This is a genomic window from Dickeya sp. MK7 (assembly GCF_000406305.1).
Lineage (GTDB): Bacteria > Pseudomonadota > Gammaproteobacteria > Enterobacterales > Enterobacteriaceae > Dickeya > Dickeya fangzhongdai.
The window spans coordinates 2,506,570-2,520,064 of sequence record NZ_CM001984.1; the positions used below are offsets into that span (position 1 = coordinate 2,506,570).

14 protein-coding genes are annotated in these 13,495 nt (G+C 50.1%); 3 read left to right on the forward strand and 11 right to left on the reverse strand.

The genetic code is table 11. From position 1 onward, the window contains the following. Positions 1-174: 174 nt before the first annotated feature. The gene (gene ychH, locus DXXMK7_RS10900) at positions 175-444 is read right to left on the reverse strand and encodes a stress-induced protein YchH (RefSeq protein ID WP_038919116.1); all 270 of its coding nucleotides are present in this window, start codon (positions 442-444) and stop codon (positions 175-177) included. A gap of 244 nt (positions 445-688) precedes the next feature. Here ychH and pth point away from each other — a divergent pair, with 244 nt between their 5' ends. Both pth and ychF read left to right on the forward strand, forming a co-directional pair. Then, entirely contained in the window at positions 689-1,276 is a 588-nt protein-coding gene (gene pth, locus DXXMK7_RS10905) for an aminoacyl-tRNA hydrolase (RefSeq protein ID WP_038658503.1), read from the forward strand. Between the two features lie 129 nt (positions 1,277-1,405). Next, positions 1,406-2,497, forward strand: coding sequence for a redox-regulated ATPase YchF (ychF, locus tag DXXMK7_RS10910; protein WP_038919117.1), 1,092 nt, complete (start codon positions 1,406-1,408; stop codon positions 2,495-2,497). 252 nt (positions 2,498-2,749) lie between these two features. On the opposite strand, the gene DXXMK7_RS10915 is transcribed toward ychF, so the two are convergent. From DXXMK7_RS10915 to DXXMK7_RS10950, 8 genes are all read right to left on the reverse strand, one after another. Then, complete coding sequence (locus tag DXXMK7_RS10915) at positions 2,750-3,553, reverse strand: carboxymuconolactone decarboxylase family protein (RefSeq protein ID WP_038919118.1); 804 nt, start codon at positions 3,551-3,553, stop codon at positions 2,750-2,752. A 49-nt stretch (positions 3,554-3,602) separates the two neighbouring features. After that, the gene (locus DXXMK7_RS10920; RefSeq protein ID WP_038919119.1) at positions 3,603-4,331 is read right to left on the reverse strand and encodes a putative quinol monooxygenase; all 729 of its coding nucleotides are present in this window, start codon (positions 4,329-4,331) and stop codon (positions 3,603-3,605) included. A 47-nt stretch (positions 4,332-4,378) separates the two neighbouring features. Further along, a complete protein-coding gene (locus DXXMK7_RS10925; RefSeq protein WP_049842565.1) occupies positions 4,379-4,927 on the reverse strand; it encodes an NAD(P)H-dependent oxidoreductase in 549 nt (182 codons plus the stop codon). A gap of 63 nt (positions 4,928-4,990) precedes the next feature. After that, complete coding sequence (locus DXXMK7_RS10930; RefSeq protein WP_038919121.1) at positions 4,991-5,551, reverse strand: NAD(P)H-dependent oxidoreductase; 561 nt, start codon at positions 5,549-5,551, stop codon at positions 4,991-4,993. A gap of 159 nt (positions 5,552-5,710) precedes the next feature. Beyond that, positions 5,711-6,745, reverse strand: a complete 1,035-nt coding sequence (locus DXXMK7_RS10935; protein WP_038920973.1) for an amidohydrolase family protein — start codon at positions 6,743-6,745, stop codon at positions 5,711-5,713. A 230-nt stretch (positions 6,746-6,975) separates the two neighbouring features. Then, positions 6,976-7,923 carry an aldo/keto reductase gene (locus tag DXXMK7_RS10940; RefSeq protein ID WP_038919122.1) on the reverse strand — a complete coding sequence of 316 codons (948 nt, stop codon included), beginning with the start codon at positions 7,921-7,923 and terminating at the stop codon, positions 6,976-6,978. A 147-nt stretch (positions 7,924-8,070) separates the two neighbouring features. Beyond that, entirely contained in the window at positions 8,071-8,751 is a 681-nt protein-coding gene (locus DXXMK7_RS10945) for a type 1 glutamine amidotransferase domain-containing protein (protein ID WP_038919123.1), read from the reverse strand. Next, positions 8,748-9,071, reverse strand: a complete 324-nt coding sequence (locus tag DXXMK7_RS10950; protein ID WP_038919124.1) for a hypothetical protein — start codon at positions 9,069-9,071, stop codon at positions 8,748-8,750. Before DXXMK7_RS10950 ends, DXXMK7_RS10945 begins: the two co-directional genes overlap by 4 nt. Before the next feature lie 142 nt (positions 9,072-9,213). On the opposite strand from DXXMK7_RS10950, the gene DXXMK7_RS10955 reads away from it, so the two are divergent. After that, the gene (locus DXXMK7_RS10955; RefSeq protein ID WP_038919125.1) at positions 9,214-10,113 is read left to right on the forward strand and encodes a LysR family transcriptional regulator; all 900 of its coding nucleotides are present in this window, start codon (positions 9,214-9,216) and stop codon (positions 10,111-10,113) included. A gap of 254 nt (positions 10,114-10,367) precedes the next feature. On the opposite strand, the gene DXXMK7_RS10960 is transcribed toward DXXMK7_RS10955, so the two are convergent. Next, positions 10,368-11,609 (reverse strand): glycoside hydrolase family 30 beta sandwich domain-containing protein, encoded by a 1,242-nt coding sequence (locus DXXMK7_RS10960; RefSeq protein WP_038919126.1) that lies wholly within the window; start codon positions 11,607-11,609, stop codon positions 10,368-10,370. A gap of 351 nt (positions 11,610-11,960) precedes the next feature. Then, complete coding sequence (dbpA, locus tag DXXMK7_RS10965) at positions 11,961-13,334, reverse strand: ATP-dependent RNA helicase DbpA (RefSeq protein WP_038920975.1); 1,374 nt, start codon at positions 13,332-13,334, stop codon at positions 11,961-11,963. Positions 13,335-13,495: the final 161 nt, after the last annotated feature.

Consider the following 13,495-nt stretch of genomic DNA (forward strand, 5'->3'; position numbering starts at 1 on the left):
TCAGCCACTATCAGGTTAAAATCAACTTTTTGCTAAATAAGGAAGTTGTCTATCGCGCCTAAATAGCCATGTGAGCACATAATATTATCCTTGCTCTTATCTGCCGTTCCGCTTTATCCGGTCAACGTTATGCGTCAGAATGGAAAAGGATAACCCATTAATATGCAGAACTATTTATAGATGCCGTTCGCGGCGGCAGCGCTTATCAAAGTGCTTCAGCCACCAATAACGATCCGTCACGTTTTCCCGCCCGCCAATACGCGCGCCGGCCAGCCACAGAATAGCACCGGCAAAAATAGCCAGCAGTTCTATATAATAGAGCGAACCCGGCAAATTCAATTCAGGCAGCTGATTGGCAATCGAATAGGCTATTCCGGCAATCATAAGCAACATACCTAATCCCATAAATGCGTTGCCTACCATCACAGCATTTCTACGTTTCATATTTCACCTCCAGAAATATCCAGTGGAAATAATCAGAATATTGCTGCGTGTCTTTCTGATCTGTTCACAGTATAAACAGCACTTCACAATGGGGTTGCGTGAAGGATCACATGTTGGTGATCAACTTCCCCTGAGTTAAACTAACGACTTTGCCAATTATCCCGGTGAGTTGCGTTGCCTCCGGCGGCACCCAATCCGGAAACGTATCGCGTGAGTCGTATCGAATTATGAGTGGTATTAAACTGTGAGTGGCATCAAATTGATTGTAGGTCTGGCCAACCCCGGCGCCGAATACGCCGCCACCCGCCATAACGCCGGTGCCTGGTACGTTGACCGTCTGGCGGAAGCCTACCGGCAGTCGCTGAAAGAAGAGAGCAAGTTTTTCGGCTATACCGCGCGCCTGACGCTGGCAGGCAAGGATGTGCGCCTGCTGGTGCCCACCACGTTCATGAACCTGAGCGGCAAAGCGGTGGCGGCGATGGCGACCTTTTACCGTATCGCGCCGGATGAAATTCTGGTGGCGCATGATGAACTGGATCTGCCGCCCGGCGTCGCCAAACTGAAGCTCGGCGGCGGTCACGGCGGCCACAATGGGCTGAAGGATATCGTCAGCAAACTCGGCAACAACCCCAATTTTCATCGGTTGCGCATCGGCATCGGCCATCCGGGCGATAAAAATAAGGTGGTGGGATTTGTGCTGGGTAAGCCGCCCACCAGCGAACAGGCGCTGATCGATCAGGCGATTGACGAATCATTGCGCTGCACCGATATCCTGATGAAGGAAGACATGATCAAAGCCATGAACCGTCTGCACGCGTTCAAAGCGTCGTAATGGGCGATCGGGCGGATCGAGTTCATGCCGCATTATGTGTATAATTGGCGTCAAGACTGACTTTTTCCATTCTGACAGGCTTTTTGCAACGAAAGTCTGATGATTAGTGATTTTTAAGGTGACATAAACATGGGATTCAAATGCGGTATCGTTGGGCTGCCTAACGTGGGTAAATCCACTCTGTTCAACGCGCTGACCAAAGCCGGCATCGAAGCGGCCAACTTTCCGTTTTGTACTATCGAGCCTAACACCGGCGTAGTGCCGATGCCGGACCTGCGCCTCGACCAGTTGGCCGAGATTGTCAAACCACAGCGTACCGTCCCCACCACCATGGAATTTGTGGATATCGCCGGTCTGGTAAAAGGCGCGTCCAAAGGCGAAGGTTTGGGCAACCAGTTCCTGACCAACATCCGCGAAACCGAAGCCATCGGCCACGTGGTGCGCTGTTTTGAAAACGACAACATCATCCACGTTTCGGGCAAGGTCAATCCGGCTGACGATATCGATACCATCAACACCGAGCTGGCGCTGTCGGATCTGGACACCTGTGAGCGTGCGCTGCACCGTGTACAAAAGAAAGCTAAAGGCGGCGATAAAGACGCCAAAATTGAACAAGCGGCGCTGGAAAAATGCCTGCCGCAGCTGGAAAAAGCCGGCATGCTGCGCGCATTGGACCTGAGTACGGAAGAGAAAGCAGCCATTCGTTACCTGAGCTTCCTGACGTTGAAGCCAACCATGTACATCGCCAACGTCAACGAAGACGGCTTCGAGAACAACCCGTATCTGGATCAGGTGCGTGAAATCGCCGCCAAAGAAGGTTCTGTGGTTGTTCCCGTCTGTGCTGCCGTGGAATCGGACATCGCCGAGCTGGACGACGCCGAGCGCGACGAATTCATGGCCGAGTTAGGTCTGGAAGAGCCGGGGCTGAACCGCGTGATCCGCGCCGGTTATGAGTTGCTTAACCTGCAAACTTACTTCACCGCCGGGGTGAAAGAAGTCCGCGCCTGGACCATCCCGGTCGGCGCCACTGCCCCGCAGGCGGCCGGTAAAATCCACACCGACTTCGAGAAAGGTTTTATCCGCGCCCAGACCATCGCCTTTGACGATTTCATCACGTACAAAGGTGAACAAGGCGCCAAAGAGGCCGGCAAAATGCGTTCAGAAGGGAAAGAATATATCGTTAAGGATGGCGATATTATGAACTTCTTGTTCAACGTCTAAAATAATTTCTGTTGTCTAATGAGATTTCGCCGAATCTCATAAGAAACAACATACCTGATAAAACCCACGTAATTGCGTGGGTTTTTCTTTTCAGAATGCTCAGATGATCTTATGGAAGCCCAGCCCAAACTGAACACATAGGTGAGTACCATAACGGTATAAGGACATTATGCTCACTGGTATTACACAGCACCGGCCATGATAAAATCGTTTTTATATTATTGAACGTTGTATTCTTATCTACCGCCCTTCTTACCCTGCTTTCGTTACGCGGGCGCGCAAAACCTCGCCTACAACCGGGGCTGCTGAAAAAGCATTTGGCCAGCCGGCATAGAACGCGGCATGAGTCACAAGCTCACCAGCCTCTTCAGCGGTCAGCCCATTGTCCATCGCCCGGTTAAGGTGGTAACTAATTTGCGCACTCTGTCCCGATGCAATCAGCGCGCTGACCGTCACGAGGCTTCGATCGCGGGGCTTCAGCGCGGGCCTCTGCCACAAGTCAAGAAAGAGAGGGTCGGCCGTAAATTTCACCAGCCCGGGAGAAATAGGCCCGACGTTTTTTTCTACCGTTTCTGAACGCTGTTTCTCCGCCTCCTGATTAAGCGGCAAAAGCACCGGAGAGGCTTCGGCTAACTGTTCTGCCCCAATTCCGCGATCGTGAAAAACGCCTTTGATGACCGCAATGGCGGACATCGCATTTGGCCAGCCGGAATAAAAAGCCAGGTGGGTAACTATTTCTGATATTTCAACCGTCGTAACCCCGCTATCGAGGGCGACCCCGACATAATGTTTGAGCTCTGCGGGCTGGTTTCTGGCAATAAGAATAGCCACCGTTACAATGCTACGGTCGCGCTGGGATAGCTCGCCTCGTTTCCAGAGGTCATTCGTTATCACTTCACTCCCGAAGCGGGCCAGTGCGGGGGAAACCGACTGAATATCGGCAACTGACAGGATTGATGGATTAACTTTCAACATAGCTTCACCTTGTTTTTCTTCAGCAGATGCAAACTCTGCCAGAACGAGTGACATCGCGGCGGCGGCAATAGCCTTTTTCATAGCAAAACCTCATTTATCAATTAAGTAGATGATGTTTCAGAGATGATATTTAATGTTGTTCATCACTCGCCTTCATATCACCCTTATTCCTGAGAAAGTCCGGCACAACCGGAATAGACGCTTTCCTGGTCGTCATTTCTGTCGTTTGCGTTATATAAGCCCTGAAGTGCGGCGTTTCTCGGTGCCGTTGATATTCAGTTTCACTGGCGTAAATTTCATAGAAGTACCAGCGGCTTTCCTTATTAGCATCGGTCGCGGCGTACATAGCCAGTACGCCCTCCTCAACCCTCAAAGATTCGGCCATTTCAGGTAGCACAATATTTCTGAACGCTTGCTGATACTCAGGTTTCACATCGACAATAACCAGGTTATTTATCGTCTTTTCGTTCTGTACGATTTTCTTATCGCTTAGAAACTGTGGCGTGACTTCCGTTTTGCGCTTCTGATCAATCAGTTCGGGCGCTCGTTTAATAAAATCCTTATACTGATTTGAATCTAAATGTTTGTTGTAAGCATCATGGCCCGAATAAATTTCAATCATATACGCATGATGAGGATTATCTTTACGCCGTAAAGCGTACATCGCTAATGTGCCGCGTTCATTTTCTATGGAAGCGGTAATATTGCTTCTGGCAATTTCGTTATATAGATGGTTTTTCCCCGTTTTGATGTCGAGTTCGAAGATATTCATAATGGGTTTATCCACAGATGCTGCACTCTGAGCAAAAACAGGGCTACTGCTCAGCAGGAATAGTGCAATGGCTATGATATTTTTCACAGTTTGCCTTTGTTTAATAACGGGTTATCGGATGAGAATCTATCAATCTACATTTTAAGACGTTCAATAAGTTGTCGCTGATATTCTGCAAGCCGGCTGCTGCTGGCGTGCAGAAAGACAAGCGGTGCAAGATAAGTCATACCGGCGTGTAAAGCGCTTGCTTTCATTGGCAAAAATACATCAGCAAGCGTGACGCCGATTCTGCCGGCTTCGCCATAAGTAGAGTCTCCGCCAGCCGCCGTGCTGACGATGAGCATCTCTTTACCTTGCCATAATCCCGGCCCAACATTGCCCCATGTGTCATTCATCCAGGCTTTCATCATGGGGGTAATATTGAACCAGTGGGTCGGAAATATAAAAACAATGCGTGCATGTTCCCGCATTATCCGCCGCTCTTCTTCAGCATTAATTTTGCGCGTGTCAAAACCATAGATCGTTTCGAGATTACGAACCGTCACGCCTTCAACGCGCTCCGCTGCCGCCTGCAAACCCTTGGTCATAACAGAGCGTTCCGGATAAGGATGGGAAACGATAACGAGTGTTTTAATATTAGTCTTATCGTTGCTGGTGGCTTTACTGACCGGAAACAGAAACATAAAAATAATGGCAATTTTTGCTGCTCTACAGAATTGAATCCATTTCATCCGTTGCTCCTTCATCTATTCGGGTGATAACGCTTTCAAGATAGCAATCAGACGTGAGGCGTGTTCTTTTGCCATCGTTTGCTGTTGCGCTATTTTGGCTTCGTCGCGATCCGCATAACTAATGCCGCAGGTATAAACCGGTTCCTGCATATCCAGATTACACAGCACCGCGGTAGTCTCAAACTGAGTCAGATAATCTTCAATGGTATGACCAAAGAATCCTTCAGAGGAATAAAGCGCTTGAGGTGCCCCGGTAGTGAAAGAGAGAATGAGTTTTTTACCACCGAGTTTTGCCGTTGACCCATGAGCAAATCCGTGAACAAAAACCCGATCGAGCCATAATTTCATAATTCCTGGCAGCGAATACCAGGAAAAAGGAAACTGCCAGACAATTACGTCGGCTTTCAGCAGCGCTTCCTGCTCCGCTGCAACGTCGATGTTGTAATCCGGATACAGCGTATCCAGACAACGGATTTCAACGTCAGGCAGAGCCTGAGCCACCTCGTCCAGAATTACCACATTACCTACGGACTCCTTAAGATTAGGATGTCCTGAAATAATCAATATGTTTTGCATTTTTAGCTCGTTAACAGTGCGTTGTATCACAGATGTACAGTATAGGCAGGTCAGATTCTGTTTTTTAGGGTACTAATAGCTTAAGGACTTTTAGCTAAAAACTAATAATAAGCAAAAGCCAGATTGACCTTCCCTTGTGATGCCGGAGTTAGTCTCTCGTTAAGATATTAAGCCGAGTAACTGCTCCGCATTGCGGAAGGCTATCGCTTCTTTTTCTTCTTCAGCGATGGGCAAGCGTTGGATAAACTCCATCACGCCATCCAGAGTCTGGTAGGGATAATCGACAGAGAAAAGAATTCGCTTAGCCCCCATAAATTCATAAATAAACCGGAAATGGGGCAAAGTCAGCATACCGCTGGGCGTAACGTAAACCTGCTCCTGAAAGGTCTGCGTCATGGAGCGATGCAAACCTGAAGCAGCCTGCGGAATACTATCGTCAAGACGTTGTAACCAGAACGGCAACATCTCTCCCCAGTGACCGCTGATCACCTGCAAATCAGGGTATCGGTCGAATGCGCCGGACAGGATTAATCGCAGCAAATGAATCCCCGCTTCGTGATGCCATCCCCAGCCAAACATTGACAGCCTGGCGGAAACCTCATCGCTGAAGCCACTGTAATAAGCCTGCTGCACGGTGTGAACCGGCAGCCCCGGATGCAGATAGAGCGGCACTTTGAGCTCGTTAAAACGGGACAAAAGGCTTTCGAAGTCCGGATGGTCGAGAAAATTTTCTGATGGCCTGCCGTTTAACAGCGCGCCTTTGAACCCCAACTGATTGACCGCCCTCCCAAGCTCCTCTTCGGCCGCATCGGGCTGCGCCCAGGGAAGCGTCGCGAAAGCTGCGAACCGGCCGGGATTACGGCTCACCGCCTCGGCGAGGCGGTCGTTAGCCGCGCGGCTCAGATTGATGACGTCAGCGGCCGGGGCAAGATGAGGAAATCCTCCGATCGACAAAACCTGCATGGTAATACCGGCATTGTCCATATCGTTTAAACGCCCGTCGCCAATGTCTGCGCCCTTAACATTAATCAGGCCGTTTTTTTCGATTTGCGGACGGCGTCGATCCGGATTATTGCCATCAGACACGGTCCGTCCCCAGTCAGAAAGAAACGGTGCCTGAGCAAGCGCTACGGGCAAGGATGCCATGCCCAGCGGTTTATCCAGAGTATGTTCTTCAAGGCAAATGACTTTCATCGTTTTCGCTCTCCGCTCGTGGAGGTGGATGACCGCAGCCGTAGTAAAACGAGAGAACAGGCTGGACATGGCTATACCCGCCAGAACGTTGAATCCAGCCCGTAGCACGTTGCGACGCCCGACGGAAAATCCTGATGTCATAACGGTTCTTCCCTTTAACTGTCCGTGTTGTCAGCGCTAAGCCACGAATCAATGGCTTAATCTCAGCCGCTTATTCCATGATAAACGTGCTAAATCATCGGTTTTTCCCATGCGCCGCGGGTATCAACGCCCGTTTCTTCAGCCAGGCGTTCCAGCATTTCAGTTTCGTCGGCGCTGAGTTGGATTTCCGCTGCGCCGGCAGCGTCCAGCACATGATGTACTTTTGTGGCTCCGATAATAGGCAGCGTGCCTTTCGCCACTGCCCATGCGATGGCGACCTGCGCGACGCTGGCGTTTCTGGCTGCACCAATAGCCTTCATCGCCTCGGTTAGATTTTCCAACTGCGGTAAAACGTTGTTATAGGTTTCAGCTCGCCCGCTGCCGGGAGGCATAGGGTTTTCCGGGCTGTAACGACCGCTCAGCGCCCCTTGTTCCAGCACCATGTAGGCAAAAAATATGATGTTATTCTTATGGCAATAGTCGAGGATCCCGGCATCTTCTGATGACCGATACAACAGACTGTAGTGATTCTGAACCGCGCTTACTGAAAAACCTGCCGGCTTAAGGATTTCATTTGCCCGCTTGATCTGCTCCAGACTGTGATTGGACACCCCAACGTGCTTAACCCTGCCACTTTGTAAAAGTGGAATAAGACCCGGCACCCATTTCTCTACATCAGAAGGATTATGGATCCAGTAGATATCAATCGCCTGAACGCCAAGACGCTCAAGGCTTTCCTCAAGCATGGCGGTCACGGGCTGGGCGGCTTTCTCATCAGCAATTTGCGGCGTAAATTTAGTGGATAAAATGATGTCGTTACGCGGATACCGGCGAACCAGCGTCCCCAGAGCCGTTTCGGAGCTGCCCATCCCATAAACGGCGGCGGTGTCCCAAAGGTTAAGCCCCTTATCCATAGCGGTACTGAACACGTCTTCCATCTGTTTATCAGAGAGACTGTTACCGAATACGGTGTCTCCACCTGCGAATCCCGCCCCCCAGGACCAGGTTCCCAGCGCTATTTTCGGTAAATGTTTCATTTCTTTCTCCGGAAAAAACGGCCGGCGGCATGCTGCTGCATCCGGCCACAAAGATTGAGGGTTGTTGAACGTAAGGCAAAATTGAAGCAGTGAGAACCGCGGCAATCCGGTATCAGTGTCCTGATAAGTGGAGAAATCAGCCAATCGCTATAGCAGCGCGTCCACCAGAGCCACGCCAACGCCGTGCGCTGAGGCCGGGTTTTGACCGGTAATTAAGCGCCCATCAGTAATAATATTTACTGACCAATTAGGCGCCTCATGGTGAAGTGCGCCATGCTCCCTGAGGGCGGTTTCTAACAGAAAAGGCACGATTGCCGTTCCCTGTACTTCGTGCTCTTCTTTATTGGTGAAGGCCGCAACATTCTTACCTTTCACAAGGGATTCACCGTTACTGAGTTTTGCATCGACAAGCGCAGCCGGGCCGTGACATACGGCAGAGACGATCCCACCGCTTTCGTAAACTTCCCGGATAATCCGCTGCGCATCTTGACTATCGCGGTAGTCCCACATGGTTCCGTGCCCACCGGCAAAGAAGACGGCGGAATAGTCTGCGCCATTCAGTTCAGATAAGGGCGGTGTGTTGGCCAATCGATGCTGAAAATCGGTTTCGTTCCAGAACCAGGCGTTCGCGGGATCGCTAAGCTCGAAGCCGTCCACCGGCGGCTGGCCTCCGCGTATGCTGGCAATAATCGTTTTGATCCCTGCGTCTTCCAGAACTTTCATGGGGTGCGTGAGTTCGGCCATGTAGAATCCGGTAGCAACACCGGACGCACCTTTTATCGGATGGCTGGTGACGACGCACAATACGGGCTTCAGGTCTGATTTCATTTCATCGCTTCCTCTGACTGATTTTTGTACTCGCTGGAAAAAAGCGTTTCCCAGTTAGTAAATGAGCCAAGAGGGATGCACTCAAAGGCAAGCAGACCGGCTTTTGCAAGCGGGAAATCCGCCATGACCGTTCTGGCTTCGTCTACCGAATCGCACTCCAGAAAAATTGCTACGCCAGGGCGATCCTGACGGAAATAGATATCCCTGATAACGCCGGATTTATACAAACCCCAGGCATGTAAAGCCTCCGAAGTCAGATGAGGGGCATAATTTTCCAGAGTGGCTCCGGTGGCAGGTATATCCAGACACAACATTCTCATTTCAGGCTCCTGAACTTAACAAACAGGGGAGTAACCGAGGAGAAGTATAAGCTCGCGATTTTGATAAGATTAGGCCATCATTGATTCAAGGATATTTAGCCTGTGGTTAATAATCAGTAGCCCATTGCATCAGGATGACGTGATGAATAACGTGATATACAACCAAATACGCATCTTCCAGAGCATTGCGCGCGAGGGCAGTATCTCGGCTGCCGCAAGAAAACTGGAGATCACCCCTCCCTCGGTCAGTAAGGCGCTCAAACTCCTTGAACAGCACATTGGTCATCCCCTGTTTGTCCGCACAACGCGGCGTATTGAACTGACGGATGCCGGACAGCAGTTGTTAGAGCAGACCGCTGTCGCCGTGGACTCGTTGGAAAAAGCACTGGAAAGCATAAAAGATCAAAATCAGGAACCATCAGGTCTGATCAGGATTACCCTCTCCCGCTTCGCTTACCTGCTTATACTCAAACCCGCGATGGCGGAGTTTTGCCAGCGTTATCCGGGGATCCAACTTGAGATTTCCGTTTACGACGGGACCATCAATATCATTGATGAAAGATTCGATCTGGGGATTCGGTTTGGCGACATTCTTGAGGGCGGCGTTGTTGCGCGCCAGCTGATGAAGCCTTTTCGGGAAGGGCTGTACGCTTCAGCGGCATATCTTAAAGCGTTCGGTACGCCGGCGTCACCAGCCGATCTTCACCAGCACAGACTTATCGGTTACCGATTCATTACTAATAATCGCATCCTTCCACTGATTCTGGATTATAAAGGAGAGCAATTGACCGTTGATATGCCGGGCCAGTTAATCAGCAACGATATTGACGTTATGGCTGACGGAATACGTAACAGCTTGGGTATTGGCAGGCTATTTGAACCCATTTATCGGTTACAGCCGGATAAAGAGAAGTTTATTCCCGTGATGGAGTCTTACTGGAAAACCTATCCGCCAGTTTATCTCTACTACCCTAAAAGCGCGGGTAAAACCAAAAGAGTCAAGACGCTGATTGATTTTTTAATCCAAAACACAGCCAGATAAAATTATGGAAAACGCTCGTGCAGGTCGAATACAACGCCAAACGTTGATCTCTTCCCTGATTATTCTCTTCCCCAATCAATCAGATTACCGATTTCTTCAGCCTGATTCAGTAAGCATGCGTTGTGTTTAATGAAGATTATTAGTAAGCAACATGAGAGTTACTTTTTTGCATCAGGGCGCTATCCCCTATCGCAATCGGTAACTCTCATGCTTTCAGTCTGATTTATCAGAACCAATCGGGCTAACAGGACTGGTTATTTACTGACAAAGGTCGTCACACTTAACGGATTCAGCCATACCGTCGCTTTGCCGCTATTATCGACCTGATATGTTCCGCCATATTCAACATTCATCACCGCGGATGTGCTGTATTTTTCAAATTTACCGACGTTGGCATTACTGATATTCAACGACAGCATTTGATCTGAATCATTCGTGTTTACCGCAACAATGACCATTTTTCCATCTGCGTTCTTGTAGGCTGTCAGATGAACATTTGACTGGGGGTTTTCCGTAGCCTGAATACGCTGGAACCCTGGGCGAACGAACCGGGCATATTGAGACATCACATAACCACGCTTACTGACTTTGCCGTCTTCAGTAAGCAATCCATAGGAGCGGCGGATATACCACCATACATAAGCATTATAGTTTGCCACCATGCTGGCATTCAGCTCAGCTCCCACTTCAAGGGCTGACGTCCAGTTATTAGCCGATTGCTTTGAGTCAACATAGTGCTCGGTCATCCAAATCTGTTTACCCGCGTTTTGAGCTAAGGGATACGCTTTAGGCGTTGTGCCATATAAGTGTCCCCCTACGATTGCAACGTATTTTGATGCGTCACTATCATTCAATACCGGGTCAGTTAATTTAGGATTAAATCCTAATGACTCTCCGACAATTACTTTAAGAGAACCAAATTTAGAGCCTTGCGATTTAAGATAGTTTTTAAATTCATCACCACTCCACTCACAAGATTCATAGTCGGGTTTCCAGTCAGGTTCATTTTGTATAGAAATGGCATAAAGAGAAGCACCATTAGTCTGCATGTATTTGGAAAAATCCAGCAGGTGCGAGGTATAGGCGGAATAATATGCCGGCAGCAAACGCCCGCCGTTTATCAGGCTGTTGTTGCTTTTCATATACGCGGGAGGTGTCCAGGGGGTTGCCATTAATTTAGCCCCTAGCGAGACGGCCTGACGTGCACTCGGAAGCTGTATATTCCATTTACTGGAGTCTGGATCAATTCTGATTCGCATAATTGATAGCCCTATCTGGTCGACATCACTACCGAATGCAGTATTAATTTGTTCTGTTGTCAGATCATTGATCCACCCAACCCCACTCATTCCACCAAACCCTTGAATTGTCTGGTAATTGATTTTTGCGTCAATTTTTACTGTATCAGCAGCGGCAGAGAACGAACCTGCCGTGGCTGATACAAAAACAGCCGCACTGAAACAATGACGAACCCAGCAAACTATATTTCCATTCATAGCATTCATCCTTAATAATATGAATATTGGGAAACAATTAGAAAAAGCGAACTATTTATTCCTAAAAAGCATAGAGATAACGTATAAACCGTCTGAATTAACGTGGTGACGGTGACTTATTTATAGGTCATTCTTATACGGAGCGCTAGTGTAAAGTGCGTGGCTCCTGTTTTTCATCTTGAGTGGATAGTTTACTCTGATCTAATAATTAGCTTACCGTCTATTTCCCCTCTTTTCTCTGAAATCTAAAATAGGAAAGACAAAGCAGGTTCTGACCGCCGAGCGGCCAGAAAACCTTATGCGTTATCAGTTAATCGAGGACCACAGCGCATACGTGATTTTTTTCTCACATCACTTCAGCAACCGGACTTTCACCGCCTTGCCTTTAATTTTCCCCTGCTGCAACTGCTTCCACGCATGGCGGGCTACCGACTGCTTCACCGCCACGTAGGCATGCGTCGGGTGAATCATAATCTTACCGATATCGGCGCCATCCAACCCCATGTCACCGGTTAACGCTCCCAGAATATCGCCGGGACGCATTTTGGCTTTCTTGCCGCCGTCGATGCACAGCGTCGCCATAGTGGCTTCCAGCGGGATGATGCGCAGCCCGGTCGGCAGCGGGTGCCAGTTGAGTTTCATATTCAGCATTTCTTCGAGCGCATTCGCACGCTGGGCCTCTTCCGGCGCGCAGAGGCTGATGGCCAGCCCGCTTTCACCGGCGCGGGCGGTACGGCCGATGCGGTGGATATGCACTTCGGGATCCCACGACAGCTCGTAGTTAACCACCATCTCCAGCGCTTTGATATCCAGCCCACGCGCGGCAACGTCGGTTGCCACCAGCACACGGCTGCTACCGTTAGCGAAGCGCACCAGCGTCTGATCGCGGTCACGCTGTTCCATATCTCCATGCAGCGCCAGTACGCTCTGGTTACTGGCGGTCAGGGCGTCGTATACCGCCTGACAGTCTTTTTTGGTGTTACAGAACACCACGCAGGAAGCAGGCTGTTCGCGGCTCAGCAGTTTCTGCAGCAGATCGAGTTTGCCGTTGCGGGAGACTTCATAGAACTGCTGCTCAACCGCCGGGAGTTCATCCACCGTACCGATTTCAATGATCAGCGGATCGCGCTGAATACGATGACTGATGGCGGCAATGGCATCCGGCCAGGTGGCGGAAAACAGCAGCGTCTGACGCTGGGCGGGTACGTGGGCGATAACCTCGTTGATGGCGTCGGCAAAGCCCATATCGAGCATCCGGTCAGCTTCATCCAGCACCAGCGTCTGCAGGGCATCAAGGCTTACCGTCTCCTTTTTCAGGTGATCCAGCAGTCGGCCCGGCGTGGCAACAATGATGTGGGGGGCATGGGTCAGCGAGTCGCGCTGGATGCTGAACGGTACGCCGCCGCAGAGGGTCAGCACCTTGATGTTCGGCATGTAGCGAGCCAGACGACGCAGCTCGTTTGCTACCTGATCGGCGAGTTCACGGGTCGGGCACAGCACCAGCGACTGGGTATTGAACTGCCCGGCATCAAGATGCTGTAACAGGCCCAGGCCGAAAGCAGCGGTTTTGCCGCTGCCGGTTTTCGCCTGCGCGCGGACGTCTTTTCCTGCCAGAATCGCCGGTAACGCCGCCGCCTGAATCGGCGTCATGGTCTGGTAGCCCAGCTCGTTAAGGGTGGTGAGTTGCTCCGCAGGAAGCGCGTTCAGTTCAGCAAATGAGGTCAATAAGGTCACAGTGAAAATTCCAGATGAAAGAGGCCGATATGATACCACCCCTTTCCTGCCGCGCCGTGAGGAGTTTTCACCTCACGTCATCGGGTTGAGTCCGGTTCGATTTTTTTCCGAATAAAAATAATCGGTGAAATAAAAATAATCGGTGAATAGAA